Annotated in this window: 30 protein-coding genes; 20 read left to right on the top strand and 10 right to left on the bottom strand. The window is 68.2% G+C overall.

Annotation, left to right across the window (positions count from 1 at the left end):
• Positions 1 to 11: 11 nt before the first annotated feature.
• Genes argH through NMD1_RS04295 form a run of 4 tightly spaced genes read left to right on the top strand, consistent with a single transcriptional unit; the run spans position 12 to position 3,744 of the window.
• Positions 12 to 1,388 (top strand): argininosuccinate lyase, encoded by a 1,377-nt coding sequence (argH, locus tag NMD1_RS04310; protein WP_125953873.1) that lies wholly within the window; start codon positions 12 to 14, stop codon positions 1,386 to 1,388.
• Between the two features lie 10 nt (positions 1,389 to 1,398).
• On the top strand, positions 1,399 to 1,680 hold the full coding sequence (locus NMD1_RS04305) for a hypothetical protein (RefSeq protein WP_223806816.1): 282 nt from the start codon (positions 1,399 to 1,401) through the stop codon (positions 1,678 to 1,680).
• A gap of 21 nt (positions 1,681 to 1,701) precedes the next feature.
• Entirely contained in the window at positions 1,702 to 2,964 is a 1,263-nt protein-coding gene (lysA, locus tag NMD1_RS04300) for a diaminopimelate decarboxylase (protein ID WP_125953849.1), read from the top strand.
• A gap of 6 nt (positions 2,965 to 2,970) precedes the next feature.
• Entirely contained in the window at positions 2,971 to 3,744 is a 774-nt protein-coding gene (locus NMD1_RS04295) for a bifunctional precorrin-2 dehydrogenase/sirohydrochlorin ferrochelatase (RefSeq protein ID WP_125953848.1), read from the top strand.
• Between the two features lie 12 nt (positions 3,745 to 3,756).
• Here the strand turns inward: NMD1_RS04295 and NMD1_RS04290 are convergent, their stop codons facing one another.
• From NMD1_RS04290 to pyrE, 9 genes are all read right to left on the bottom strand, one after another.
• A complete protein-coding gene (locus NMD1_RS04290; protein WP_125953847.1) occupies positions 3,757 to 4,206 on the bottom strand; it encodes a PaaI family thioesterase in 450 nt (149 codons plus the stop codon).
• Complete coding sequence (locus NMD1_RS04285) at positions 4,191 to 4,679, bottom strand: PaaI family thioesterase (RefSeq protein ID WP_375336184.1); 489 nt, start codon at positions 4,677 to 4,679, stop codon at positions 4,191 to 4,193. Before NMD1_RS04285 ends, NMD1_RS04290 begins: the two co-directional genes overlap by 16 nt.
• Positions 4,680 to 4,756: 77 nt before the next feature.
• Positions 4,757 to 5,224, bottom strand: a complete 468-nt coding sequence (gene ruvX, locus NMD1_RS04280; RefSeq protein WP_124810931.1) for a Holliday junction resolvase RuvX — start codon at positions 5,222 to 5,224, stop codon at positions 4,757 to 4,759.
• On the bottom strand, positions 5,221 to 6,348 hold the full coding sequence (locus tag NMD1_RS04275) for a DUF3089 domain-containing protein (RefSeq protein ID WP_125953846.1): 1,128 nt from the start codon (positions 6,346 to 6,348) through the stop codon (positions 5,221 to 5,223). The genes ruvX and NMD1_RS04275 overlap by 4 nt, the downstream gene beginning before the upstream one ends.
• A 13-nt stretch (positions 6,349 to 6,361) precedes the next feature.
• Positions 6,362 to 7,435, bottom strand: a complete 1,074-nt coding sequence (locus NMD1_RS04270) for an AI-2E family transporter (protein WP_125953845.1) — start codon at positions 7,433 to 7,435, stop codon at positions 6,362 to 6,364.
• A 3-nt stretch (positions 7,436 to 7,438) separates the two neighbouring features.
• Positions 7,439 to 8,353, bottom strand: coding sequence for a signal peptidase I (gene lepB / locus NMD1_RS04265; protein WP_223806802.1), 915 nt, complete (start codon positions 8,351 to 8,353; stop codon positions 7,439 to 7,441).
• The gene (gene acpS, locus NMD1_RS04260; protein ID WP_124810922.1) at positions 8,350 to 8,784 is read right to left on the bottom strand and encodes a holo-ACP synthase; all 435 of its coding nucleotides are present in this window, start codon (positions 8,782 to 8,784) and stop codon (positions 8,350 to 8,352) included. The genes lepB and acpS overlap by 4 nt, the downstream gene beginning before the upstream one ends.
• 255 nt (positions 8,785 to 9,039) lie before the next feature.
• The gene (locus NMD1_RS04255) at positions 9,040 to 9,798 is read right to left on the bottom strand and encodes a pyridoxine 5'-phosphate synthase (protein ID WP_125953844.1); all 759 of its coding nucleotides are present in this window, start codon (positions 9,796 to 9,798) and stop codon (positions 9,040 to 9,042) included.
• Entirely contained in the window at positions 9,798 to 10,382 is a 585-nt protein-coding gene (gene pyrE, locus NMD1_RS04250) for an orotate phosphoribosyltransferase (RefSeq protein WP_124810920.1), read from the bottom strand. Before pyrE ends, NMD1_RS04255 begins: the two co-directional genes overlap by 1 nt.
• 295 nt (positions 10,383 to 10,677) lie before the next feature.
• Here pyrE and coxB point away from each other — a divergent pair, with 295 nt between their 5' ends.
• From coxB to NMD1_RS04175, 16 genes are all read left to right on the top strand, one after another.
• The gene (gene coxB, locus NMD1_RS04245; RefSeq protein WP_233497351.1) at positions 10,678 to 11,715 is read left to right on the top strand and encodes a cytochrome c oxidase subunit II; all 1,038 of its coding nucleotides are present in this window, start codon (positions 10,678 to 10,680) and stop codon (positions 11,713 to 11,715) included.
• A gap of 22 nt (positions 11,716 to 11,737) precedes the next feature.
• Positions 11,738 to 13,429, top strand: coding sequence for a cytochrome c oxidase subunit I (gene ctaD, locus NMD1_RS04240; protein WP_125953843.1), 1,692 nt, complete (start codon positions 11,738 to 11,740; stop codon positions 13,427 to 13,429).
• Between the two features lie 125 nt (positions 13,430 to 13,554).
• Positions 13,555 to 14,466 (top strand): hypothetical protein, encoded by a 912-nt coding sequence (locus NMD1_RS04235; RefSeq protein WP_125953842.1) that lies wholly within the window; start codon positions 13,555 to 13,557, stop codon positions 14,464 to 14,466.
• Between the two features lie 67 nt (positions 14,467 to 14,533).
• Positions 14,534 to 15,451, top strand: a complete 918-nt coding sequence (locus NMD1_RS04230) for a heme o synthase (protein WP_124810917.1) — start codon at positions 14,534 to 14,536, stop codon at positions 15,449 to 15,451.
• Positions 15,448 to 15,612: a hypothetical protein gene (locus NMD1_RS21190; protein WP_158453908.1), complete on the top strand. Its 165-nt coding sequence runs from the start codon at positions 15,448 to 15,450 to the stop codon at positions 15,610 to 15,612. Before NMD1_RS04230 ends, NMD1_RS21190 begins: the two co-directional genes overlap by 4 nt.
• Before the next feature lie 2 nt (positions 15,613 to 15,614).
• Complete coding sequence (locus tag NMD1_RS04225; protein WP_125953869.1) at positions 15,615 to 16,190, top strand: cytochrome c oxidase assembly protein; 576 nt, start codon at positions 15,615 to 15,617, stop codon at positions 16,188 to 16,190.
• A 132-nt stretch (positions 16,191 to 16,322) separates the two neighbouring features.
• Positions 16,323 to 17,147 carry a cytochrome c oxidase subunit 3 gene (locus NMD1_RS04220; RefSeq protein ID WP_124810916.1) on the top strand — a complete coding sequence of 275 codons (825 nt, stop codon included), beginning with the start codon at positions 16,323 to 16,325 and terminating at the stop codon, positions 17,145 to 17,147.
• Positions 17,147 to 17,521, top strand: coding sequence for a DUF983 domain-containing protein (locus NMD1_RS04215; RefSeq protein WP_124810915.1), 375 nt, complete (start codon positions 17,147 to 17,149; stop codon positions 17,519 to 17,521). The genes NMD1_RS04220 and NMD1_RS04215 overlap by 1 nt, the downstream gene beginning before the upstream one ends.
• Positions 17,518 to 18,111, top strand: coding sequence for an SURF1 family protein (locus NMD1_RS04210; protein ID WP_199558066.1), 594 nt, complete (start codon positions 17,518 to 17,520; stop codon positions 18,109 to 18,111). Before NMD1_RS04215 ends, NMD1_RS04210 begins: the two co-directional genes overlap by 4 nt.
• 35 nt (positions 18,112 to 18,146) lie before the next feature.
• Positions 18,147 to 19,568, top strand: coding sequence for a threonine synthase (thrC, locus tag NMD1_RS04205; RefSeq protein WP_125953841.1), 1,422 nt, complete (start codon positions 18,147 to 18,149; stop codon positions 19,566 to 19,568).
• An 18-nt stretch (positions 19,569 to 19,586) separates the two neighbouring features.
• On the top strand, positions 19,587 to 20,480 hold the full coding sequence (locus NMD1_RS04200) for a class I SAM-dependent methyltransferase (protein WP_125953840.1): 894 nt from the start codon (positions 19,587 to 19,589) through the stop codon (positions 20,478 to 20,480).
• Between the two features lie 195 nt (positions 20,481 to 20,675).
• Positions 20,676 to 21,050, top strand: a complete 375-nt coding sequence (locus NMD1_RS04195; RefSeq protein WP_124810912.1) for a dihydroneopterin aldolase — start codon at positions 20,676 to 20,678, stop codon at positions 21,048 to 21,050.
• Positions 21,047 to 21,823, top strand: coding sequence for an SDR family oxidoreductase (locus tag NMD1_RS04190; protein WP_125953839.1), 777 nt, complete (start codon positions 21,047 to 21,049; stop codon positions 21,821 to 21,823). Before NMD1_RS04195 ends, NMD1_RS04190 begins: the two co-directional genes overlap by 4 nt.
• Entirely contained in the window at positions 21,820 to 22,836 is a 1,017-nt protein-coding gene (gene moaA / locus NMD1_RS04185) for a GTP 3',8-cyclase MoaA (protein WP_125953838.1), read from the top strand. Before NMD1_RS04190 ends, moaA begins: the two co-directional genes overlap by 4 nt.
• A gap of 2 nt (positions 22,837 to 22,838) precedes the next feature.
• On the top strand, positions 22,839 to 23,078 hold the full coding sequence (locus NMD1_RS04180; RefSeq protein ID WP_125953837.1) for a MoaD/ThiS family protein: 240 nt from the start codon (positions 22,839 to 22,841) through the stop codon (positions 23,076 to 23,078).
• 1 nt (position 23,079) lies between these two features.
• Positions 23,080 to 23,520: a molybdenum cofactor biosynthesis protein MoaE gene (locus NMD1_RS04175; RefSeq protein ID WP_125953836.1), complete on the top strand. Its 441-nt coding sequence runs from the start codon at positions 23,080 to 23,082 to the stop codon at positions 23,518 to 23,520.
• On the opposite strand, the gene NMD1_RS04170 is transcribed toward NMD1_RS04175, so the two are convergent.
• Positions 23,521 to 24,177, bottom strand: a 657-nt coding sequence (locus tag NMD1_RS04170; protein WP_233497350.1) for a hypothetical protein, incomplete at its 5' end; no start/stop codon positions are given. It lies immediately after the preceding gene.

Below are 24,177 nucleotides of genomic sequence, written 5' to 3'. Positions count from 1 at the left end.
GCTCCAACCAGATGTGGGGCGGGCGTTTCGCCGCCGGCCCGTCGGCGATCATGCGCGAGATAAACGCCTCGATCCCGTTCGACAAGGCGCTGTGGCGGCAGGACATCGCCGCGTCGAAGGCCCATGTCGCCATGCTGGGCGCGCAGGGCATCGTCTCGGCAGACGACGCCGCGTTGATCGCGGACGGGCTGGACAAGGTCGCCGCCGAATACGAGGCGAACGGCGTGCCCGAGGACTGGGACCTCGAAGACATCCACATGACCACCGAAAGCCGGCTGGCCGAACTGATCGGCGCGGCGGCGGGGCGGCTGCACACCGCGCGCAGCCGCAACGACCAGGTGGCGACCGACTTCCGCCTGTGGGTGCGCGATGCGTGTGAACAGGCCGATGCCGGGCTGCAGGCGCTCCAGGTGGCGCTGGTGATGCGCGCCGGGGAACATGCCGACAGCATCATGCCCGGCTTCACCCATTTGCAAACCGCGCAGCCGGTCACGCTGGGCCATCACCTGATGGCCTATTACGAGATGATCGGGCGCGACCGGTCGCGCTTTGCCGATGCGCGCGCGCGGATGAACCGCTGCCCGCTGGGCGCGGCGGCGCTGGCCGGTACCGGCTTTCCGATCGACCGCTTCCGCACGGCCGAGGCGCTTGGCTTCGATGGGCCGACCGACAACAGCCTCGATTCGGTGTCCGACCGCGATTTCGCGCTGGATTACCTGATGGCGGCGGCGCAATGTTCGCTGCACCTGTCGCGGCTGGCGGAAGAGTTCATCATCTGGGCCAGCCAGCCGTTCGGCTTCGTCACCCTGCCCGACAGCCTTTCCACGGGCAGCTCGATCATGCCGCAGAAGAAGAACCCCGACGCGGCCGAGCTGGTGCGCGGCCATTCCGGGAGGATCGCCGGCTGCCTGACCGCGCTGATGATCACGATGAAGGGCCTGCCGCTCGCCTATTCGAAGGACATGCAGGACGACAAGCCGCCAGTGTTCGAGGCGGCCGGGCTGCTCGCGCTGTCGATCGCGGCGATGACGGGCATGGTGGCCAAAGCCGCGTTCCGCACCCCGCGGATGCGCGCGGCCGCCGAACTCGGCTATGCCACGGCGACCGACCTGGCCGACTGGCTGGTGCGGCAGGCAAACATCCCGTTCCGTGAGGCGCACCATATTACCGGCAGCGCGGTGAAGCTCGCCGAAAGCCGGGGCGTGGCGCTCGACCAGCTGCCGCTGGCGGACCTCAAGGCGATCGACACGCGGATCGACGAGCGCGTCTATGCCGCGCTGTCGGTGGAGGCATCGGTCGCCGCGCGCGCCAGCCATGGCGGAACCGCGCCGGTGGAGGTAAGGAAGCGCGTGGCCGAGGCGCGCGTGGCGCTGGGGCTGGAGGACTGACGGTATGGAAATGGGCGAGATCAGGCGCCTGCGTCGGGCTGCACCAGTGATCCGCGCCGCGCTGGCGCTGGGCGTGGCCGGGCTTGCCCTGTCCGGCTGCGGCAACCAGCGTCCGCTGAAACCGCTGGCCGACCAGCAATTGCCCAAACCGCCTTTCGGGCGCGAGGACCGTCCGGTGGCCGACGAATTGCTGCGCGCGCCGGTGCAGGCCCGGCCCGAACGCGGCATCGAACCCCGGCAGCGCTCGCAGGAGCGCGAGGACGATCCCTTCGACCTCCCGCCCGAGCAGTAATCTCTCTTTCAAGGCCGAATCATGGACCATTTCGAATATCGCGACGGCGTTCTCCACGCCGAGGACGTGCCTCTGCCCGCGATCGCGCAGGCGGTGGGCACGCCCGTCTATGTCTATGCGCGCGCCACGCTGACGCGCCATGCGCGCGTGTTCCGCGATGCGCTGGCGGTGCTGCCACGCGTGAAGATCGCGTTTGCGGTCAAATCCAACCCCAACCTGGCCGTGCTGCGCGTCCTCGCCGCCGAAGGCTATGGCGCGGATGTCGTGTCCGGCGGGGAACTCGAACGCGCGCTGGCGGCGGGCATGGCGGCGGACGGCATCGTCTTTTCGGGCGTCGGCAAGACCGAGGCGGAAATGCGCCGCGCGCTGGAAGCGGGGATCGGCCAGTTCAACCTCGAAAGCGAGGAGGAGGGGCTGGAACTCGCCGCGCTCGGCGCGTCGATGGGCACGGTCGCGCCGGCAGCGCTGCGCGTCAATCCGGACGTGGACGCGGGCACGCACGGCAAGATTTCCACCGGCAAGGCCGAGAACAAGTTCGGCGTGCCCTTTGACCGCGCCGGCGCGATCTATGCCCGGCTGGCGGAGACGCCCGGCATCGCCATGCGCGGGCTGGCGCTGCACATCGGCAGCCAGCTGGCGAAGCTGGAGCCGCTGGAGCAGGCCTTCACCAAGGTCGGCGGCCTGATGCGCGCCATCCGCGCGGCCGGCCACGCGGTGACGCACATGGACCTGGGCGGCGGCGTGGGCGTGCCTTACCGCGAAGGCGAGGTATTCCCGCAGCCGGCCGACTACGCGGCGATGGTCGAACGCGTCACGCGCGATTGGGACGTGACGCTGATGTTCGAGCCGGGCCGCGTCATCACCGGCAACACCGGCGTGCTGGTGACGCGCGTGGTCCGCGTCAAGGAAGGCGCCAGCCATCCCTGGGTGGTGGTCGATGCGGCGATGAACGATCTTGCCCGTCCCGCGCTCTACGATGCCTGGCACGATTTCGCGGCGGTCACGCCCGATGGCGAACGCTTCACCGCCAACATCGTCGGGCCGATCTGCGAATCGAGCGATACCTTTGCCATGGCGCGCGACATCGATCGCGTGACGCGGGGCGATCTGGCGGTGTTCCGCACCGCCGGCGCCTATGGCGCGACGATGGCCAACACCTACAATTCGCGCCCGCTGGTGCCCGAAGTGATGGTGGATGAAGGCCGCTGGGCGGTGGTGGCCGACCGCATCGATCCGGCCACGATCCTCGCGGCCGAGCGCGTGCCCGATTTCCTGAAAGGCTGAAGCGCCATGCAATCGCTGCCCCTGTTCCACCGCATCGCCGGCCAGCCGGTTGTCGTGCTGGGGCAGAGCGAGGCGGCGGCGGCCAAGCGACGGCTAGTGCAGCGGGCCGGCGGCGTGGTGGTCGACGATCTGGCGGAGGGCATCGATACCGGCGCGCGGCTCGCGTTCATCGCCCACGACGATGACATGGCAGCGCGCGCCGACGCCATCCGCGCGCGGGGCGCGGGCCTGCTGGTCAACGTCACCGACCGCCCGGAGCTGTGCGATTTCACCGTGCCCTCGCTGGTCGATCGCGATCCGGTGCTGATCGCGGTGGGCACGGGCGGGGCTTCCGCCGGGCTCGCCAAGGCGCTGCGCCTGCGGCTGGAACGCTTGCTGCCGCAAGGGCTGGGCGGGCTCGCGCTGGCGCTCCATGCCGCACGCGAAGCGGTGCGCGCGCGCTGGCCCTCGCCGGGCGAACGCCGCCGGGCGCTCGATGCCGCGCTGGAGCAGGGCGGGCCGCTCGATCCACTGGCGGAAGCGCCGGCCTATGCCGTGGAGCGCTGGCTTGGCGGTGCCGCCGCCGGCCTGTCCGGGCGCTTTGTCATCGCCTTGCGGTCCGACGATCCGGACGATCTCACCCTGCGCGAGGCGCGCCTGCTGGGGCAGGCCGACGCGGTGATCGCCGGCCCGGATGTGCCGCCCGCCGTCCTTGCCCGCGCGCGCGCCGATGCCGTTCGCCTGCCGCCTGGCGCGGAAGCGCCGGACCAGGGAATCGTGATCGACCTGACGCTGGGATAGCGCTGGGCGGCGCTATTCGGCCTTCGGCGCGAGCAGGAAGTTCATCCAGCAGCTGGCCACCGGCTTGTCGCGATCGGCCTGCCACGCTTCCACGCGCACGTTGGCCACGCGCCGGCCCGCGCGGGTTACGCGGCCCATGGCGTAAGTGCGATGGTCAACCCCGCCGCGCAGGTATTCGATGCTGATGTTGACCGGCTTGATCCGCATCGCCGCGCCGGTGCGGTCGAGCTCGGCCCGCAGCGCGGTGAACGCCGCCATTTCCAGCATTCCGCCGATCGCGCCGCCATGGAGATAGCCCGGACGGCCCACCGCCCGTTCGGTATAGTCCATCCCGATCACGGGCACGCCGTCTTCGATCCGGTCGATTTCCATGCCCATGGCGCGGGCATAGGGGGGCAGATGCAGCGGATGGTCGGCGGGCAGGGGTGTGCCTTCCTCCGGGCTGGTCACGCTTTCATCCATCCGCTCGCCTCCACCAGCATGAAGATGCCCGCGGCGTGCGCCACCGGATCGGTCAGTTCGCCATCGTGCGCGATGCCCCGCACGAAGGCCATGCTGCGGCGCAGCTGGTAGCATTCGGCGCGGGCGATGATCGTTTTGCCCGGCGTGGCCGCACGCACATAGTCGATGCGCAGGTCCAGCGTCACTTGCGGCTGGAATTCGCCGCGCCGCGCCCAGACCGACATCGAGGTGCAGTTGTCGAGCAGGCTGATGATCGGGCCGGAAGCCAGCACGCCGGTTTCCTCCACGCCCACCAGATCCTCGCGCCAGGGCAGCGCCAGTTCGAACCAGTCTTCGCCGTGGCCGACATATTCCATGCCCAGAAAGCCGCTGTGGCCGTGGCGCGTGATGGCCTTGCTGCCCTGTACCGGGTCCATGCCAACACCCGGCGGGATGTTGAAGCGCGGCGGGAATTTGTTTTTGGTATCCTCCATCCCGGATGCTGTGCCGGTCGCCGGAAACAAAGACAAGTGGCAATGCAGGACTGGTCCGGGCCGGCCGCGTCCCTGTCCTACAGCACGCCGCCCGCCAGCGCGTCGATCGCGCCTTGCAGGATCAGCGCGGCCGCGTGCGAATCGATGCGCTCGGCGCGTTTGGCGCGGCTGAAATCCTGCTCGATCATCGCGCGTTCGGCCGCCTGCGTGGTCCAGCGTTCGTCCCACAGCAGGATCGGCAGCCCCAGATCGTCAAGATTGCGCGCCATCGCGCGGGCGCCCTGGCTGCGCGGGCTTTCGCTGCCGTCCATGTTCAGCGGCAGCCCGATCACCAGCCCGCGCACCTGCCGTTCGGCCACCAGCGCGCGCAATTGTTCCTTGTCCTGCGCGAACTTGCGGCGGACGATCGTCTTGCCGGCAGTGGCGAAGCGCCAGCCGGCGTCGCACAGCGCCACGCCGATCGTCTTCGTGCCGGTATCCAGCCCCAGCAGCACGCCGCCCTCCGGCAGCGCGGCGCGGAAATCGGGCGTGAACGTGGTGATCATGGCGTCGGTACCGAGTGCGACTTTTCCCACGCCGCCGTCCGCCGCGCCACGTCCGCGCGCAGGTTCATCCAGAACAGCGGGATGTCATAGACGTGATAGTTGTTGCCCGGCAGTACATAAGGGCCGACGCTTGGCGGATCGCCGATCAGCAGCAGCCCGCGTTCGTCGCAGCGCGCGGGCGCGGCGCCGGAGATCAGCTTCCCGCCGGTCGGGTCCTCGTCCATCTGCAGCGTGCCGAGATTGGCCGCGATCGGGGCGCTTCCGCCCATGCGGCCGGTCAGCGGGTTGGTGCAGAGCGGGGCTTCGTTGCCCACGCGCTGCCCGTCCAGCCCGGTGCGGCCGTGAAAGGCGTCCAGCACCAGCGCCGGTTCCGCCGGTTCGGCAAAGGTTTCCCAGCTGATCGCGCAGCCGGTGTCTTCCGGTCCGGCGCAGGCCGGCAGGCCCATAGCCGGCAGATCGTGCCGGGCGGAGATCGGCCAGCCGATCGCGTAAGCGGCGATCAGGCGTTGCTGGATCGGCGTGCCCTTCACGCTGTCGCGCAGCAGGTGAATCAGGTGCAGCGATCCCTGGCTGTGGCCGGCTAGGATGATCGGGGCGTCGGCCGGCACTTGCTGCAGGAAGCTGGCGAACGCGGCCTTCACGTCCTGATAGGCCACCGCCAGCGCCTGCGCGCTTTCCGGCTTGTCGGTCAGGAACGCGCCGAACGTCGCCTGGCGATAGCGCGGCGCCCACACTTGCGCGGCGCCATTGAAGGCGCTGCCCATGGCGCGGATGAACGAAGCGGCGCGCCGGTTTGCGTCGGCGTCCTCCAGCGATCCGTTCCAGTGATCGCGTGCCAGATAGCTGGTGGGATGGACGAAGAACACCACCGCGCGCGAACGGTCGCCTTCGGCCTTCATGCCTTGCGGGCGGAGCTGCGCCGGATCGTTGGCGATGCCGGGCCGTGAAAACCACATGCCCGGTGCCTTGTAGGCTCCATCGGGCAGCGGCCCTTTCTGCTCGAAGCCGGTCCTTGGCACGAAGGCGAACCGCGTCAGTTCCAGCGACCAGAGGCGCAAGGCGGCCAGCGCCACGATGACCAGCACAACCAGAACGGCGATGAGATACAGGAACTTGCGCGCCATTTCGGAGACCTTCTCAGCCTTCCCCGCCGGAGCCGCCGACAGAAGGGCGGCCGTTGCGTTCGGCTTGCCGTTCCAGCGCGATCTTCAGCATGGCCACGATCGGATCCGCGAGCAGCAGGCCCAGCAGGCCGAACATCACGCCGAAGATCAACTGCGCGCCCAGCACCAGCGCGGGGGCAAGGTCGGCCGTCTTCTTCGCCACCATCGGCACGATAATATTGCCGTCCACCGTCTGCACCACGACATAGACGATGATGCAGAAGATGCCCATGTCGGTGCCACCCGAAAAACCGACCAGCACCATCAGGATGCCCGAGATCGGCGCGCCGATGTTGGGCAGCGCGGCGAGCAGGCCGGTGAGCAGCCCCAGCAGCGCGGCCATCGGCACGCCATAAAGCGCGAGCAACGCCCAGGTCGCCACGCCTTCCACCGCCATGCCGATCAGCCGCCCGAACAGCAGCATCCGCAGCGCCTTGCCCATGCGATGGGCAGTGCCGTGGAAATGTTCGCGGCTTCCCTCGGGCAGCATCCAGGCGATGCCGCGCCGGTAGAGGTCCGGCTCCAGCACGAAATAGATGCCCAGGATCATGATCAGGAACGCGGTGCCGAAGCCGCCGAAGATGCCGCCCAGCGCGCGGGTGACGGGGCCGACGCCGCCGATCAGCTTCTCGGCAACGTTGGAGAAGTCGGCCTGGTTCACCGAGATGCCGTGGGCATGGCCCCAGGCCAGCACGCGCGCGGTCTGCGTTTCGATCACCGCGGGCATCTGCGCGGCCTGCGCGGCGATCTGGCTACCGGCGAACATCACCAGCCAGATCAGGAAGGCCAGCGCCGCCAGCAGCACGATCAGGATGCGAAAGCCCCGGCGGATCGGCAGTACGCGGCTTAGCAGCCGCTGCCCACCGTCGATCATCGCGGCGAAAACCACGCCGCCGAATATCACCAGCAGCGGTTGCGCCAGATAGACCGCCAGCGCCAGCAGCGCGGCCACGCCCAGCCAGACGAAGGCTTTCTTCGCTTCGCTCCGCACCAGATCGTCGCGGATGTCGGTCGGGCCGGACCGTCCTTTTTCGTCACCCTCGGCCATGGTCTATCGGTCCTTCTGCGCCGTCTTCGCGATTTCGGGGCGCAGACTGGTCCAGGCGCGCCCTTCGCGCAAGGCGCGCCACCACGACAGCGGGTTCCACCCCTCGCTGCCATCGAGCGAGAAGGTGAGGAATTCGGCGCGCCCGCCCACGTCGGCCAGCGGGACGGGGCCGCCCAGACCCTTTTCCTCGATCGGCGCGCGGCTGTCGGCGGAATGGTCGCGGTTGTCGCCCATCAGGAAAACGTAACCCTGCGGCACCTTCACTTCGGCGTAGTTGTCCAGCGGCTGCTGACGGTGATCGATCACGCGATAGGTCGCGCCATTGGGCAGCGTTTCGCGCAGGATCGGCAGTTCGCAATACCAGCGCCCGTCGTTCGCGCGATAACGCAGGCCGGGGAAATCGTCGGGATCGCACGGCTGGTTGAGGTCGACCGGCAGCTCCAGCGGCGGTTCGACCTGCTGCGGCACGGGCTTGCCGTTCAGGATGATCTGCCCGTTCACCACCGCGATGCGATCGCCCGGCAGCGCCACCACGCGCTTGATGTAGTCCTCGTCGCGATCGGGTGGCACCACGATCACGATGTCGCCATAAGCGGGCGTGCGCGGCAGGATGCGCGTCATCCCGCGCGGCAGGATGTGGAAGCTGGCGGAGACCCACGACCAGCCATAGGGATACTTGCTCACCACCAGCCGGTCGCCCACCAGCAGGTTGGGCATCATCGAGATCGAGGGGATGTAGAACGGCTTGGCGATCAGGCTGTGAAAGCCCACCACGGCCAGCAGCATCAGCGCCAGCCCGCGCAATTCCAGCAGCCAGTTGACGCCCTGCGTGTCGTCCGCGGCGGCCGGCTTCGCTTCGGCTGCGGGAACAGCGGACGTTTCAGGCAGGTCCGGTCCGGATTCGGTCGTTTCGTTCAAGCGTCACCTTGCGCGCTGGGGGCGTCGGGGCGGAGCGGGCGGGCCTCGATCACCACGAAGGCCTGCGCCCAGGGATGATCGTCGGTCAGCGTCAGGTGGATCACCGCCTCGTACCCGGCGGGCGTGATCCTGGCCAGCCGCGCCGCCGCGCCGCCGGTCAGCGCCAGCGTCGGCGCGCCGGAGGAGGCGTTGACCACGCCGATGTCCTTCATGAAGACCCCGGCCTTGAACCCGGTGCCCACCGCCTTGGAGAAGGCTTCCTTGGCGGCGAAGCGCTTGGCCAGCGTGCCGGCGCGGGTGAAGGGACGGCGGTTGGCCTTGGCCATTTCCACGTCGGTGAAGACGCGGGCCTCGAATCGTGCGCCGAAACGGTCCAGCGATGCCTGGATGCGCTCGATGTTGCAGAGGTCGGAGCCCATGCCGATGATCATATCAGAGCTTTTCGTTCCCGCTGGACACAACGCCTAGGACCAACCGGTAGATGATCCACATGAAGCCGAACAGCACGCCGTCAAACGCGATAAATCCAACTAAGGCGTAGAGGTGCGTCGGATTGAATGGCCGGCCCTCCTGATGGTCGGTCCAAATGTTAATGGCCGAAATCAGCAAGATAGCCGCTGGGAACAGATAGATGACGAAAATTCTCGATTGGCGCCATGATCTCCGCACGCTTTTGGCTCTCTCGTTCACCGCGCTTCGTCCATCAGGTCGCGCATCCGGCGCACCGCGTTTTCCAGCCCGACGAAGATCGCCTCGCCGATCAGGTAGTGCCCGATGTTGAGTTCGGCGAGCTGGGGAATCGCCGCGACCGGCTGGACGTTTTCGTAAGTCAGCCCGTGCCCGGCGTGCGGTTCGATGCCGTTGCGCGCCGCCAGCGCGGCCATGTCGGCGATTCGCTTAAGTTCGATCGCGCGCGTTTCGCCTGTCGCATGGGCGTATTCGCCGGTGTGCAGTTCCACCACCGGGGCGCCCAGCCGGATCGCCGCCTCGATCTGCCGCGCTTCGGGCGCGATGAACAGGCTGACGCGAATCCCCGCGTCGGACAGGCGCGCGACGATCGGGGCGAGGCGGTTGTGCTGGCCGGCGGCGTCCAGCCCGCCCTCGGTCGTCCGCTCCTCGCGCCGTTCGGGCACGATGCAGGCCGCGTGCGGGCGGTGGCGCAGTGCGATTTCCAGCATTTCCTCGGTCGCCGCCATTTCCAGGTTCAGCGGCAGGTCGGTGGCGGCCTGGATGCGGGCGAGGTCCTCGTCGCGAATGTGGCGCCGGTCCTCGCGCAAGTGCGCGGTGATGCCGTCGCCGCCCACCGCCGCGACGATTTCCGCCGCGCGCACCGGGTCGGGATGATCGCCGCCGCGCGCGTTGCGGATCGTGGCGACGTGATCGATGTTGACGCCCAGCCGCAGCCGGCCCGGCGTGAGCGCCGCGTTGGCCGCTGCCCCGGCCATCAGGGCTGCGCCCGGCTGCCCGGCTTGACCGCCGGAGTCGCGGCCAGTTCGGGCGGCAGTTCGTCGGGCGCGTAAGTCGGGAAGTTCAGCGCCACCAGCGGGAAGAACGGCACGCCCAGATCGACCGCCCCGGCCGACCGGTCGACCAGCGCGGCAGCAGCGATCACTTCGCCCCCGGCCGCTTCGATCGCCTTGATCGCCTCGCGGCTGGAAAGGCCGGTGGTCACTACGTCCTCCACCATCAGCACCTTTTCGCCCGGCTGCAGCGTGAAGCCGCGCCGCAGCTCGAACGTGCCGGTGGGGCGTTCCACGAACAGCGCCTCCACGCCCAGCGCGCGGCCCATTTCATGGCCGATGATCACGCCGCCCATCGCGGGGGAGACGACCTTCTGGATCTGCTGGCGCAAGTCGCGCGGCAGCTTCTGCGCGGTGGCGGTGGCCAGGCGCGCGGCCCGCATCGGGTCCATCAGCACGCGCGCGCATTGAAGATAGAAGGCGCTGTGCCGGCCCGAGGAGAGCAGGAAGTGGCCTTCGAGCAGGGCCTGGCTGGCCCGGAATTCGGAAAGGACGTCTTCTTCCTGCATGATGCCTCGCACGATGATGCCGGATTCGGCCTTGTTGGTCGCCTGTACCGCCGGCCCGCAAGCCGTGGAACGGCGAACCGCGCAAATGGCCCGCGCGCGCCCGCGCGGCAAGCATTTTCGCATGGCAAAGCGGCGCTGGCCGGGCCGTCGGAAAAATATGGGTCTAGGCGCTTGAGGGATGGTGAGGTGCCGCGTATAGGCGGGACAAATTGTCCTACTTGGGGCGATTAGAGGGGATACGCTTTGGTCCTTAGGTCAAGGGCGGGGCGTACACAGGGAAGCGGAACTTTCGACGATGAGTCTAGCCGATACAGCCCAGGCCATGGGCAAAGCGATCCGGGCCCTTGGCGTCGCAGCGGCGCTGGCGTTCGCCCCGCAGGTCATGGCGGCGCCTGCCGCCGCGCCTGTCGCGGCCGCCACGGCGCCCGCCGCCGATGCCGTCCAGCCGGCCGCCAAGGCCGACGCCGGTGCCGAAAAGAGCAGCTACGTTCCGGCCAAGCCCACGCCGGGCAAGGGCCAGCCAGTTGCCGGCGCGCTGTCCTTCCAGGACCAGTATTCGATCACGGGCCAGCAGGCGCTGCGCATGTACGATTACGTGCTGATGCCGATCATCACCGTGATCACCCTCTTCGTGCTGGTGCTGCTGCTGTTCGTGATGGCGCGCTTCCGCCGCGGCGCCAATCCGGTCGCGTCGAAGACCAGCCACAACACGCTGATCGAAGTGATCTGGACCCTGCTGCCGGTGCTCATCCTGGTGGTCATCGCCGTGCCGTCGATCCGCCTTCTCGCCGCGCAGTACACGCCGGCGCCGAAGAACGCGCTCACGGTCAAGGCCACGGGCTACCAGTGGTACTGGGGCTATACCTATCCCGATAACGGCGGCTTCGAAGTGATCTCGAACATGCTGCCGGACGAGGAAGCGCTGAAGCGTGGCGAGCCGCCGCAGCTTGGTGCCGATGCGCGCATGGTCGTGCCCTATGGCGAACCGATCCGCATGCAGACGGTGGGCGCCGACGTGATCCACTCGTTCGCCGTGCCCTCGCTGTGGTTCAAGCTGGACGCGGTGCCGGGCCGGATCAACGAGAAGGAACTCTTCATCAAGGAACCGGGCGTGTACTACGGCCAGTGTTCCGAACTCTGCGGCGTTCGCCACGGCTACATGCCGATCGTGGTCGAAGCCGTCAGCCGGCCGCAGTTCGAAGCCTGGGTGAAGGCTCAGGGCGGCACCGTCGGTCCGAAGGAAGCGGCGCCCGCCGCCGCTCCGGCCGCCGCCGCTCCCGCCGCGGATGCGTCCGCTCCCGCTGCCGACGCTTCCGCGTCGCCGGCCGCGTAATTCAGGAAAGGGGTAGACCGTCATGGCCACCATTCCCGCAGACCACGAAGGGTTCGATGCGCATCACCACCACGATGCGCACGATCACGATCACAAGCCGAGCTTCTTCGCTCGCTGGTTCATGTCCACCAACCACAAGGACATCGGCACGCTCTACCTGATCTTCGCGATCTTCGCGGGCATCGTAGGCGGCGCCGTGTCGGGCATCATGCGCGCCGAACTGGCCCAGCCGGGCATCCAGTATCTCGGCGCCGTCGCCAGCTTCCTGGGCGAAAAGAATCCCAGCTTCGACCAGCAGCTCCACCTGTGGAACGTGCTGATCACCGCGCACGGCCTGATCATGGTGTTCTTCATGGTCATGCCGGCGATCATCGGCGGCTTCGGCAACTGGTTCGTTCCGATCATGATCGGCGCGCCGGACATGGCCTTCCCGCGCATGAACAACATCTCGTTCTGGCTGACCTTCGTCGGTTTCTGCTCGCTGATGTTCTCGGCCTTCGTGCCGGGCGGCGTGGGTAACGGCGCGGGCACCGGATGGACGGTCTATGCCCCGCTCTCGACCTCGGGCTCTGTCGGGCCGGCCGTCGATTTCGCGATCTTCTCGCTGCACCTTGCGGGCGCGGGTTCGATTCTGGGCGCGATCAACTTCATCACCACCATCTTCAACATGCGCGCGCCGGGCATGACCCTGCACAAGATGCCGCTGTTCGTGTGGTCGGTGCTGGTCACCGCGTTCCTGCTGCTGCTGTCGCTGCCGGTTCTCGCCGCCGCGATCACCATGCTGCTGACGGACCGCAACTTCGGCACGACGTTCTTCGATCCCGCCGGCGGTGGTGATCCGATCCTGTACCAGCACCTGTTCTGGTTCTTCGGCCACCCCGAAGTGTACATCATGATCCTGCCGGGCTTCGGCATCATCAGCCAGATCATCTCGACCTTCTCGAAGAAGCCGGTGTTCGGCTATCTCGGCATGGCTTACGCCATGGTCGCGATCGGCGTTGTCGGCTTCATCGTGTGGGCGCACCACATGTACACCACCGGCCTCGACGTGAACACGAAGATGTACTTCACCGCGGCGACCATGGTCATCGCGGTGCCGACCGGCATCAAGATCTTCTCGTGGATCGCGACGATGTGGGGCGGCAGCCTCGAATTCAAGTCGCCGATGGTCTGGGCGATCGGCTTCATCTTCCTGTTCACCCTGGGCGGCGTGACCGGCGTGGTGCTGGCCAACGGCGGCATCGACGATAACCTCCAGGATACCTACTACGTGGTGGCGCACTTCCACTACGTGCTGTCGCTGGGCGCGGTCACGTCGCTCTTCGCCGGGTTCTATTACTGGTTCCCGAAGATGAGCGGCCGGATGCACTCCGAATTCCTGGCGCACCTGCAGTTCTGGGTGTTCTTCGTCGGCGTGAACCTGATCTTCTTCCCGATGCACTTCCTGGGCGCGAACGGCATGCCGCGTCGCTACCCCGACTATGCTCCGGCGTTCGAACACTGGAACAAGGTCGCCACCGACGGCTACATGATCATGTCGGTCAGCATCGTGATCTTCCTGATCAACATCGCCTACGCCTTCCTGGCTGGCAAGAAGGCCGAAGCCAACTACTGGGGCGAAGGCGCGACGACGCTGGAATGGACCCTGTCCAGCCCGCCGCCGTTCCACCAGTTCGAAACCCTGCCGGTGATCGACGCCAAGGCGGCGCACTGATCGGCGGTTTCGCCTGAACCATGACAAGAGGCTCCGGAGCGATCCGGGGCCTCTTTTCTTTTGCGCTGGCCTTTTTCACGCGGCGTGGGATTATAACTTTCGTTGCAGCAGTCGGGGGCAAGGCGATGCGGCGGATCGGGTATGCGGTGGCAAGCGTTCTCGCGATGGGGCTGGCCTTTTCCGCGCCCGCCCGCGCGGCGATGGCGCGGGCGGAAGCGATGCAGCTCTATGCCGCCGGCGGATTTCCGATCAGCGCGAACGGCGATCACCCGACCAACCGCTGCGGCGCGGCCGCCAGTCCGCGCATCACCTTTGTCGACATGAACGCCGACGGGCGCAAGGAAGCGCTCTTCATCGATGCCGGCCCTTGCTACAAGCCCGACGGGCGCTGGTACGCGATCGCCACGCAGGCGCCGGATGGCCGGTGGCGCCGCATTCTGGAAGGGCAGGGCACCGTTGCCACCACCGGCACCGCATTCGGCGGCTGGTTCGTGCTGTCCACCACCAGTGGCGGGCGGACCGGGCAACTGCGCTTCGATGGCACGGTCTATCGTCCGGCCGAGACGGTCACCGCCGGAGCGCCGCCCCGGCCTCAGGCGGCACCGCGCGGTCCGGTGACCGGCGACGCCGCGATCTTCGCCGCCGCCGGCTTCCGGCAGGTGCACGGGCGCTGGGAAAGCGGCTGCAACGATGGCAACGACGATGGTGCGACCTACGAACCCGGCCGGATCGACCAGCGCCGCGATCTCAACGGCGATGGCCACCCCGATGCGGTGATCGTGGAAGGCGGGCTGTTCTGCTATGGCAATACCGGGGCCGCCTTCTGGATCGTGGCCGGGCAGGCGAACGGCGGCTGGAAGCTGATGGCGAACGAGGTCGGCATCCCCGATTTCAAGGCGGCCCGTGGGGTCGGTGGCTGGCCGGACATCGAGGTCGGCGGCCCCGGCTTCTGCTTTCCGGTGATCCGCTGGAATGGGGCGGTCTATGCCCGCAACCGCCTGGAGTACGACGGCAAGCCCTGCAAGCCACCGCGCTGACGCGCGGGTGGCGCATTGTTCTCACCCGCTTTCCCTTCCGCGCGCGCGGGACTATAGCGCGCGCACGATGGATGCCGCCAAGACCCTGACGCTGCCTGCCGACTGGCGGGATTTCTTCGCGCTGACCAAGCCGCGCGTGATGACGCTGGTGATATTCACCGGCCTGTGCGGCCTGCTCGCCGCGCCGGGTGACATCCATCCCGTGCTGGGTTTCACCGCGATCCTGTGCATCGCCGTGGGCGCGGGCGGGGCCGCCGCGCTCAACCAGTGGTGGGAAGCGGATATCGACGCGGGGATGAAGCGCACGCGCGAACGGCCTTTGCCGGCCGGGCGCATGGATCGCGAATCCGCGCGCGATTTCGGCTTTGCGCTGGCCGGTGCCTCGGTCATGGTCATGGGGCTGGCCAACGGCTGGCTGGCGGCGGCGATCCTGGCGGTGTCGATCTTCTACTATGCGTGGATCTACACCGTCTGGCTCAAGCCGCGCACGCCGCAGAACATCGTCATCGGCGGCGGGGCGGGGGCCTTTCCGCCGCTGATCGGCTGGGTGGCGGTCACGGGCCATGTCACGCTGATGCCGGTGCTGCTGTTCCTGATCATCTTCTTCTGGACGCCGCCGCATTTCTGGGCGCTCGCGCTGTTCGTGCAGACGGACTACGCCAAGGTCGGCATTCCGATGATGCCGGTGGTGGCGGGCGAAAAGGCCACGCGCCGCCAGATCCTGGCCTATGCCGTGTTCCTGCTGCCGCTGACGCTGGTGCCATGGTTCATCGGCGGCACGGGGCTGGTCTATGGTCTGTCGGCGCTGGTGCTGGGGCTGGTGTTCGTGGCGCTCTCGGTCCGCGTCGGCCTGCGCACCAGCGTGCCGGACGATGGCATGAAACCCGAAAAGCGCCTGTTCGGCTATTCAGTGCTCTATCTCTTCGTGCTTTTTGCGATGCTGGTTGCCGATCGCATCGCCACGGTGCAAGGCTGGCAAGCATGAACCCCAACGACGATCACCTGAGTCCCGCCGAAAGCGAAGCCTATCGTGCGCGGCAGCGTGCCCGCAGCAAGGTGCTGGGCCTGATCCTTGGCGCGCTGGCGGTGCTGTTCTTCGCGATCACGATCGCGAAGATGAGCGTCCACGCATCGGGGCAGATGTGAGCGTGGCCACCGCGACGCAAGGCCGCGGCAGCAACCGCAAGGTCGCGCTGATCGCGGCGGGCGGGGCGCTGGCGATGCTGGGGCTGGGCTATGCCTCGGTCCCGCTCTACCGCCTGTTCTGCCAGGCGACCGGTTTCAACGGCACCACGCAGCGCTCCACCGCCGCGCAGGCCGATTCGGTCAAGGTCACCGCGCGGCCCGTCCGCGTGCGCTTCGATGCCAACGTGGCCAGCGGCATGCCCTGGCAGTTCCGGCCGGAACAGGTGACGCAGGACGGGCGCATCGGCGAACGCAAGATGGCGTTCTTCATCGCGAAGAACACTTCCGCCCACCCGATCATCGGGCGTGCCACGTTCAACGTCACGCCCGAACAGACCGGCGCCTATTTCCACAAGATCCAGTGCTTCTGCTTCAACGAACAGCGGCTGGAGCCGGGGCAGGAAGTGCGGATGCCGGTGATCTACTACGTCGATCCGGCGATGCTGGACGATGCCAACGCCAAGGATATCGGCGAAATCACGCTGAGCTACACCTTCCACGAGGCGGCCGGGACTGCGCCCGTGCCGGCGGCGAAGTAGGGTGGTGGCGCTAAGTCGGGAAAGGGGCCGAAAGCCACTGGACCGCGCCGTTCGCTGGCGATAAAGGCCGAAATTGAGTTGCGTCTGGATCATGTCCGGATGCCATGAGAAATTTGGGGGAATCAGACCATCATGGCTGGCGCTAAGAACCACGATTACCATATTCTGCCGCCGGATATCTGGCCGCTCACCGGCGCGCTTTCGGCGCTGACCATGACCAGCGGCGGCGTGCTTTTCATGCACAGCCTGCCCGGTGGCAAGGCGGTGATGCTGCTGGGCCTCCTGGGCGTTCTCCTCACGATGTTCTCGTGGTGGGGCAAGGTCATCAAGGAAGCGCACGCGGGCGATCACACCCCGGTGGTGCAGCTGCACCAGCGCTACGGCATGATCCTGTTCATCGCTTCGGAAGTGATGTTCTTCGTCGGCTGGTTCTGGGCCTTCTTCGATTTCTCGCTGTTCCCGTCGACCATCAACGTCGACGTGATCGGTGGCCAGTGGCCGCCCAAGGCGATCGAGGCGGTGATGGACCCGTTCGATCTGCCGCTGCTGAACACGCTGATCCTGCTGTGCTCGGGCTGCACGCTCACCTGGGGCCACCACGCGCTGATCCACGGTGATCGCGATGGCCTGAAGAAGGGCCTGTGGGCCACGATCCTGCTGGGCCTGCTGTTCAGCTCGATCCAGGCTTACGAATACGCGCACGCGCCGTTCGCCTTCGGCAAGAACACCTATGGTTCGGCCTTCTACATGGCCACCGGGTTCCACGGCTTCCACGTCATCGTCGGCACGATCTTCCTGATCGTCTGCCAGGTGCGCGCCTACAAGGGCGATTTCACCCCTCGCCAGCACTTCGGCTTCGAAGCCGCCGCGTGGTACTGGCACTTCGTCGACGTGGTGTGGCTGTTCCTGTTCGTCGCGATCTACGTCTGGGGCGGTTGGGGTTACCCGACCCACTGATGCCGCATCCGGCCGATCAGGCGGAATCGAAAGGGCAGTCCGGAATTCTCCGGGCTGCCCTTTCCGCATCCTGCCCCCGCTGTGGCGCGCGCACGCTGTTTGCCGGGCCGGCGACGTTCGCGCCGCGCTGCCGCGCCTGCGGGCAGGATTTCGCCAGCCATGAACTGCAGGGGCGCCAGCTCTACCCGGTGATGCTGCCGGTCACGGTGCTGCTGATCCTGGTGGCGCTGCGGCTGGACGATATGGTGCGCTTTCCGGTCTGGGTGCTGGCGCTGGTCTGGCCCCTGCTGGCGGCCGGCGTGGTCACGCTGGCGCTGCGCGTGGCCAAGGCGGCGCGGCTGGTGCGCCGCTTGCGCCGGGAGGGCGGCGCATGATCCGCCGCATCCCCATCGTGCCCACGCTGGTCGTGCTGGCGGCGGTCGCCACGATGATCGGGCTGGGCGTGTGGCAATTGCAGCGCCGGGCGTGGAAGGAAGCGCTGATCGCGCGCTACGCCGCGGTGCGCGTGGATAGCGCCGAGGTGCCATGGCCGCGCGATCCGCAGGCGATCGAAGCCGCGCTGTATCGCCGCAGCACGGTGTGGTGTGACCAGGTGCTGGCCACCACCGCCATCGCCGGCCGCAGCGCGCGGGGGGATCAGGGCGTGGCGCAAGTTGCCACCTGCCGCATCGACGGCGGCGGGCAGGTCGATGTCGCGCTGGGGTGGGCGTTGCAACCAGCGCCGGTATCGTGGACGGGCGGCAAGGTCAGCGGCATCGTTGCCTCCGGCGCGGGGCACAGCGCGCGCCTGATCGCCGATCCGCCGCAGGCCAGGCTGGCGCCGCTGGCCCGTCCGGACCCGCGCGACATTCCCAACAATCACCTGGCCTATGCCGTGCAGTGGTTCCTTTTCGCCACGGTCGCGGCGGTAATCTATGCCCTTGCGCTTGCGAAGCGGCTTGCCGGGCCGGGCCGGCGCGGCTAACCGCGCCGCAAGCCGGGGCATGTAAGGATTCTGCCATGAAGTACATCAGCACGCGCGGCAACGCGCCCGCGCTCGACTTCCAGGGCGCTACCCTGGCGGGCCTCGCGTCCGATGGCGGGCTTTACGTGCCGGAAACCTGGCCGACCTTCACCGAGGCGGACATCGCCGCCATGGCCGGGCTGCCCTATGCCGAACTGGCGGCGCGGGTGATGCAGCCCTTCGTCGGCGATTGCCTGACGCCGGAGCGGCTGTTGGAGCTGTGCCGGCAGGCCTATGGCCGTTTTGCCCATGTCGCGGTCACGCCGCTCAAGCAACTCGATGAAAAGCAGTGGGTGCTGGAACTGTTCCATGGCCCCACGCTGGCGTTCAAGGACGTGGCGCTGCAACTGCTGGGGCTGCTGTTCGAGGAGTTCCTCAGCCGCCCGAAGGCCGATGGCGGCGATCAACATATCACCATCGTCGGCGCCACCTCGGGCGATACCGGTTCCGCCGCGATCGACGCGGTGGCGGGTCGCGCCGGGGTCGATATCTTCATGCTGCACCCGCACGGCCGGGTCAGCGACGTGCAGCGCCGGCAGATGACCACGGTGCTGGCGCCGAACGTCTACAACATCGCCATCGACGGCAGCTTCGACGATGCGCAGGCGATGGTGAAGCGCATGTTCAACGATGCCGCGATGACCGGCCGCTTCGCGATCAGCGCGGTCAATTCGATCAACTGGGCGCGCCTGATGGCGCAGGTGGTGTACTACTTCGCCGCCGCGCTCCAGCTTGGCGCGCCGCAGCGCAAGGTGGCCTTCAGCGTGCCGACCGGCAATTTTGGCGATGTCTTCGCCGGTTATGTCGCGGCGAAGATGGGCCTGCCGATCGAGCGGCTGATCGTCGCCACCAACGTCAACGACATCCTGCACCGCGCGCTGTCGAGCGGGGACTATTCGGCCAGCACCGTTACGCCCACCGCCGCCCCTTCCATGGACATCCAGGTTTCGTCGAACTTCGAACGCCTGCTGTTCGATGCCGCCGGGCGCGATGGCGCCGCGCTGGCCGCGCAGATGAAGGGCTTTGAAGCGACGAAGGCGATGCAGCTGACCAACACCCAGCGCGAAAGCATCGCCGCGCTGTTCACCAGCGCCCGCGCCGACGCCAACGACATGGCCCATGCGATGCGCTGGGCGCACGAGGCGACGGGTGAAGTGCTCGATCCGCACACCGCGATCGGCCTGCACGGTGCGCGCACGGCGCAGGGTATCCCCGCCGGGGTTCCCGTGGTGACGCTGGCGACCGCGCATCCGGCCAAATTCCGCGATGCGGTGGAGCGCGCCACGGGCGTCCGCCCCGCGCTGCCGACGCGGATGGGCGACCTGTTCGAGCGCGAGGAATCCTGCGCGCACCTGCCGGGCGATTACGATGCCGTCGCCGCGTGGATCGCCGAACGCGCCACGCCGCGCCACGGCTGACGGGACGCGGGAAAGCGCATGGCCCGGCTCGATTCCGCGCCCCGCCTGATGATCGGGCAGGGCTGGCCCGATTTCGGGCTGGTTGACAGCGGACACGGGCGCAAGCTGGAACGCTATGGGCGTTACCGCTTCATCCGGCCCGAACCGCAGGCGCTGTGGACGCCGCGCCAGGCCGACTGGACGGCGGACGGGGAGTTCGTCCCCGGTTCCGACGAGGACGGCGGCGGGCGCTGGATGTTCGACCGGCCGGTGCCGCGCGAAGGCTGGGACCTGACGCGGGGCGAAGTGCGCTTCACCGCCTCCTGCACGCCGTTCCGCCATCTTGGCTTCTTCCCCGATATGGCCCCGGTGTGGGATTGGATGGGGGACCGGCTGGAAGGCAAGTCCGACGCCTCCACGCTCAATCTGTTCGGCTATACCGGCGTGGGCACGCTGTCCCTGTCGGCGTTCGGGCCGGTCACGCACGTCGATGCCTCGAAGAAGTCGGTCGCGCAGGCGCGCGCCAATGCCGCGCTTTCGGGCATGGCCGAGCGGCCGGTGCGCTGGATCGTCGACGATGCCGCCAAGTTCGCCGCGCGCGAAGTGCGGCGCGGGCGGCGCTACGACGGGATCATCCTCGATCCGCCCAAGTTCGGCCGGGGGCCGGATGGCGAGGTCTGGCGGCTGGAAGAGAACCTGCCGGGCCTGATCGCCGATTGCCGGCACCTGCTCGATGCCGAAAGCCGCTTCCTGTTCCTGACGGTCTATGCGGTGCGGATGTCCTCGCTCGCCATCGCCGGCCTGCTGGCCGAAGCGCTGGCCGATCTGCCCGGCACGATCGAACACGGCGACCTCGCGATTCGCGAGGATGGCGACGACGGACGCCTGCTGCCGACCGCGATCTTCGCGCGGTGGAACCCGCAAGGCGCGTAACCGAGGCCGGCCTGATCTGGACGGCACCGTTCTCCATCGTCATTGCGAGGGGCAAAGCCCCGCAGCAATCCAGAGCGGCACGCGGGACTCTGGATTGCTTCGCTACGCTCCCAATGACGAAGCGGCGTAACACTGCCAGGGGCCGCCAGCGCGTAACGGTGGACTTTTCCCGCGCGCGCTGCCAAATGCCGCGCCGTGTCTGACAGCCTCATCCTCGAAGTCGCCAACATCGAAACCGACGTGCTCACCGGGATCTACTCGGAGGAGACCGGGCGGCCGCAGCCGCTGCGCATCTCCATCCAGGCCTGGCTGACGCCGCGCGACGGCTATTCGCCCGATTGCCCGCTATCGGCGAGCAAGAACTACATGGACCTCAAGTTCGCCGCCTCGGACGGGCTGCCCAAAGACGTCCATTTCAAGCTCATCGAGGCGGTGGCCGACCACATCTGCGAAACGCTGTTCCTGCAGGATACGCGGATCGAGCGGATCGCGGTGAAGATCGTCAAGCTGGCGATCAGCGAGAACGGCGAGGAAATCGGCATCACGCTCACGCGCGAGCGGCGCGGTTGAGCGAGGACGGACCAGCGCCAAGACCGCTTGCGCTGGTCACCGGCGGCTGGCGCAGGATCGGCGCCGCCATCGCGCGCAAGCTGGCATCTGCGGGGTGGGACCTGGCGCTCCACGCGCACCACGCCGGCTCGTTCGACACGGAATTTGCCGCCCAGCTCGAATGGATCGGCGCCCGCGTGGTGCCGCTGGCGGGCGATCTCGACGATCCGGCCTGCGCGGAACGGCTGCTGGCGGACTTGCGCGAACAGGCCGGGCGCGCGCCGCGTCTGCTGGTCAATTCGGCCTCGGTGTTCCACGACGACACCATCGCGACGATGACGCCTTCCGCGCTGGAGCATCATTTCCGCGTCAACCTGTTCGCGCCGATGCTGCTGACCCGCGCCTTTGTCGAGGCGCTGGGGGAAGGCGATGGCTCGGTGGTCAACATCCTCGACCAGCGCGTGGTGAACCCCGTGCCCGATCAGCTCAGCTACACGCTGTCGAAGCAGGCGCTGCACGCATCGGTGCGCACGCTGGCGCGTTCGCTGGCGCCGCGCGTGCGCGTGAACGGCGTGGCGCCGGGCCTGATCCTGCCCACGCAGGATTACGATGCCGAACAGTGGCGCCGGCTGGAAGAGATCATGCCGCTGCGCCGCCTGCCCGGCGCCGACGAGATCGCCGACGCGGTCCACTACCTGGCGACCGCCTCCTCGGTCACCGGACAGACTATTTTCGTCGATGCCGGCGCGAACCTTGAATCTTATCCGCGTGATTTCGTATACTTGGAAAAGTGAGCACGCCCGCACCTCTCCCCGCACCCCTGGTTGACCGCTTCGCGCGGAGGATCACCTACCTCCGGCTGTCGGTTACCGACCGGTGCGATCTGCGCTGCGCCTATTGCATGCCGGAGCGGATGGAGTTCCTGCCCCGGGCCGAAGTGCTGACGCTGGAGGAACTCCACCGGCTGGCGCTGACCTTCATCGCGCGCGGCGTCACCAAGCTGCGGCTGACGGGTGGCGAACCGCTGGTGCGGCGCGACATGATCGAGCTGGTCCGCGCGCTGGGGCGCAAGCTGGGAGACGGGTTGGAGGAGCTGACACTCACCACCAACGGCACGCGGCTGGCGGAATTCGCCGAGGATCTGGCGGCGGCGGGGGTGCGGCGCGTCAACGTCTCGCTCGATACCCGCGATCGCGCACTGTTCGAGAAGCTCGCCCGGCGCGACAGCCTGCCCCAGGTGCTGGAAGGCATCGCGGCGGCGAAGGCGGCGGGCCTCCGGGTCAAGCTCAACACCGTTGCGCTCAAGGGGCTCAACGAGGCGGAAATCCCCGATCTCGTCGCCTGGGCACACGGGCAGGGCCATGATCTCACGCTGATCGAGGTCATGCCGCTGGGCGAGGTCGAGGGAGACCGCTTCGATCACTACCTGCCGCTCGATTCGGTGCGCCGCGATCTGGCCGCGCGCTGGACCCTGACGGCGAGCGAGGCGCGCTCCGGCGGCCCGGCGCGCTATGTCGATATCGCCGAAACGGGCGGGCGGCTGGGCTTCATCACCCCACTGACCGGCAATTTCTGCGACGGCTGCAACCGCGTGCGGGTGACGGCCACTGGGCAGCTGTTCATGTGCCTGGGCGGCGAGGGCAAGGTGGACCTGCGCGCCGCGCTGCGTTCCCACGATCCCGATGCCGCGCTCGCGGTCGCCATGGCGCGCGCGATGGGCGAAAAGCCCGAACGCCACGGCTTCGTGATCGATCGCCCCGGCGCGCCGCCCGCGCTTTCGCGCCACATGTCGATGACCGGCGGCTGACCATGGCGGCGCGGCTGGTGTTTCTCGGGCGTCTGGAAGACGTGGCCGGCGCGGCGGAGCGCGCGGTCGCGCCCGGCCCGCTCGAGGCCATCCTGGCCACGCTCGATAAGGCGCTTGCCGTGGAGCTGCTGGGCGATCGCGTGCGGATCGCGCTCAACGGGCGGCTGCTGACCGACCACGGCGGGGTCACGCTGGCGGACGGCGACGAACTGGCCTTCCTGCCACCGGTTTCGGGCGGCTGACGTGGCCGAGATCGTCTTGCGCGAATCGGCGTTCGATCCCGCGGCGGAAATGGACGCCTTCATCGGCCGTCACGCACAGGCCGGCGGCGTCGTCAGTTTTCTCGGGCAAGTGCGCGGGGACGGCGGCGTGGAAGCGCTCGAACTGAAGCACTATCCGCCGATGACGCAGCCGGGCATGGCCGATCTCGCTGTCACGATCGAACGGCGCTGGCCGCTGGAGGGGCTGCTGTTGCTGCACCGCGTGGGCCTGATGGTGCCGGGCGATCCGATCGTGCTGGTCGCCGCCGCCGCGCGCCACCGGCGCGATGCTTTCGCCGCCGCCGATTTCGCGATGGACCACCTGAAAGGCGAAAGCTGGTTCTGGAAGCGCGAGAAGACCGCCGCCGGCTGGCGCTGGATCGAACCGCGCGCGCAGGACCACGCCGACCTGGCGCGCTGGTAGCTATCCGCGCACGCGGCCGCGCAGCGAATCGAGCGAGCGGTTCTCGGCCGCCAGCCAGCCATCCACTTCGTCGCGCACCTTGCGCACGGCCTTGAGGTCGGCATCGGGGCCGTCGACGGCGGCTTTGGTGGCTTCCACCAGCAGGGTGTCGAGATCAGCCAGCGGCAGCAGCAGGCTGGACCGCGCCGAATCGAGCGCTGCCAGCGCGCCCTGCGCTACCGACCAGTTCTCCGCGCCGGGCGCCGCGCCCGCCGCTTGCGCCGCCGCGCGTTCTCCGGCGGGGCGCAGGGCTTCGAAATCGCGGTGCGCCTTGGCGGCGGAATCGCGCAGCGTGGCCAGGCGGGCGAGCAGCGCGGGGCTGGCGGCCGATGGCGCGGGGGCAGGGGCCGGCTGCGGCGCGCTAGCGCCCGTGCCATAGGCGCTTTCGGCGGGCCGGCGGGCCAGCGAGGGATAGTGCCCGCGCGCGGCGCATCCCTGAATGGCCAGTGCGGCGATGGCGAGGATGCCGATGCGGAGGGCGGCAGGCGAGAGCGGGGGCTTGCGGAATGGATCGGGGCGAAGCATGGCGCCGCCATAGCACGGGCGCGGCCGCTGGCCAGCATGTGCCGCTGCCTTGGGCGGGCCTTCGCGGTGTTTCCGCGCCCGCGCATGCAATTT

This window comes from Novosphingobium sp. MD-1 (assembly GCF_001014975.1).
In the GTDB taxonomy this organism is placed as follows: domain Bacteria; phylum Pseudomonadota; class Alphaproteobacteria; order Sphingomonadales; family Sphingomonadaceae; genus Novosphingobium.
The sequence above is the reverse complement of the archived record's forward strand: the minus strand, read 5'-3'. Positions and strand labels throughout refer to the sequence as shown.

Bases quoted from the DNA above. Each gene is read 5' to 3' on its own strand.
- argH (WP_125953873.1), top strand. From the start codon at position 12: ATGTGGGGCGGGCGTTTCGCCGCCGGCCCGTCGGCGATCATGCGCGAG.
- NMD1_RS04305 (WP_223806816.1), top strand. From the start codon at position 1,399: ATGGGCGAGATCAGGCGCCTGCGTCGGGCTGCACCAGTGATCCGCGCC.
- lysA (WP_125953849.1), top strand. From the start codon at position 1,702: ATGGACCATTTCGAATATCGCGACGGCGTTCTCCACGCCGAGGACGTG.
- NMD1_RS04295 (WP_125953848.1), top strand. From the start codon at position 2,971: ATGCAATCGCTGCCCCTGTTCCACCGCATCGCCGGCCAGCCGGTTGTC.
- NMD1_RS04290 (WP_125953847.1), bottom strand. From the start codon at position 4,206: ATGGATGAAAGCGTGACCAGCCCGGAGGAAGGCACACCCCTGCCCGCC.
- NMD1_RS04285 (WP_375336184.1), bottom strand. From the start codon at position 4,679: ATGGAGGATACCAAAAACAAATTCCCGCCGCGCTTCAACATCCCGCCG.
- ruvX (WP_124810931.1), bottom strand. From the start codon at position 5,224: ATGATCACCACGTTCACGCCCGATTTCCGCGCCGCGCTGCCGGAGGGC.
- NMD1_RS04275 (WP_125953846.1), bottom strand. From the start codon at position 6,348: ATGGCGCGCAAGTTCCTGTATCTCATCGCCGTTCTGGTTGTGCTGGTC.
- NMD1_RS04270 (WP_125953845.1), bottom strand. From the start codon at position 7,435: ATGGCCGAGGGTGACGAAAAAGGACGGTCCGGCCCGACCGACATCCGC.
- acpS (WP_124810922.1), bottom strand. From the start codon at position 8,784: ATGATCATCGGCATGGGCTCCGACCTCTGCAACATCGAGCGCATCCAG.
- NMD1_RS04255 (WP_125953844.1), bottom strand. From the start codon at position 9,798: ATGGCCGGGGCAGCGGCCAACGCGGCGCTCACGCCGGGCCGGCTGCGG.
- pyrE (WP_124810920.1), bottom strand. From the start codon at position 10,382: ATGCAGGAAGAAGACGTCCTTTCCGAATTCCGGGCCAGCCAGGCCCTG.
- coxB (WP_233497351.1), top strand. From the start codon at position 10,678: ATGAGTCTAGCCGATACAGCCCAGGCCATGGGCAAAGCGATCCGGGCC.
- ctaD (WP_125953843.1), top strand. From the start codon at position 11,738: ATGGCCACCATTCCCGCAGACCACGAAGGGTTCGATGCGCATCACCAC.
- NMD1_RS04235 (WP_125953842.1), top strand. From the start codon at position 13,555: ATGCGGCGGATCGGGTATGCGGTGGCAAGCGTTCTCGCGATGGGGCTG.
- NMD1_RS04230 (WP_124810917.1), top strand. From the start codon at position 14,534: ATGGATGCCGCCAAGACCCTGACGCTGCCTGCCGACTGGCGGGATTTC.
- NMD1_RS21190 (WP_158453908.1), top strand. From the start codon at position 15,448: ATGAACCCCAACGACGATCACCTGAGTCCCGCCGAAAGCGAAGCCTAT.
- NMD1_RS04220 (WP_124810916.1), top strand. From the start codon at position 16,323: ATGGCTGGCGCTAAGAACCACGATTACCATATTCTGCCGCCGGATATC.
- NMD1_RS04215 (WP_124810915.1), top strand. From the start codon at position 17,147: ATGCCGCATCCGGCCGATCAGGCGGAATCGAAAGGGCAGTCCGGAATT.
- NMD1_RS04210 (WP_199558066.1), top strand. From the start codon at position 17,518: ATGATCCGCCGCATCCCCATCGTGCCCACGCTGGTCGTGCTGGCGGCG.
- thrC (WP_125953841.1), top strand. From the start codon at position 18,147: ATGAAGTACATCAGCACGCGCGGCAACGCGCCCGCGCTCGACTTCCAG.
- NMD1_RS04200 (WP_125953840.1), top strand. From the start codon at position 19,587: ATGGCCCGGCTCGATTCCGCGCCCCGCCTGATGATCGGGCAGGGCTGG.
- NMD1_RS04180 (WP_125953837.1), top strand. From the start codon at position 22,839: ATGGCGGCGCGGCTGGTGTTTCTCGGGCGTCTGGAAGACGTGGCCGGC.